General features: G+C 75.7%; 1 protein-coding gene. It reads left to right on the forward strand.

Translation table 11 applies throughout. The annotated features are described in order from the left end of the window. The coding region (locus AOK17_RS53165) for an ATP-binding cassette domain-containing protein (protein ID WP_245697839.1) at nt 1-243 on the forward strand (243 nt) is incomplete at both ends.

Genomic DNA, 243 nt, shown 5'->3' on the forward strand with positions numbered 1-243 from the left:
CGTCGGCCTCGTACCGCAGGAGCCCCGCGACCTGCTGTACGCCGACACTGTGGCCGGGGAGTGCACGGCCGCGGACTCCGACGCGGGGGCGGAACCGGGCACCTGCCGGACCCTGGTGTCCGAGCTGCTCCCGGGCATCGCGGACGACACGCATCCGCGGGACCTCTCGGAGGGCCAGCGGCTCGCGCTCGCCCTGGCTGTCGTACTGACGGCCCGCCCGCCCCTGCTCCTCCTCGACGAGCC

Source organism: Streptomyces phaeochromogenes (assembly GCF_001418655.1).
In the GTDB taxonomy this organism is placed as follows: domain Bacteria; phylum Actinomycetota; class Actinomycetes; order Streptomycetales; family Streptomycetaceae; genus Streptomyces; species Streptomyces phaeochromogenes.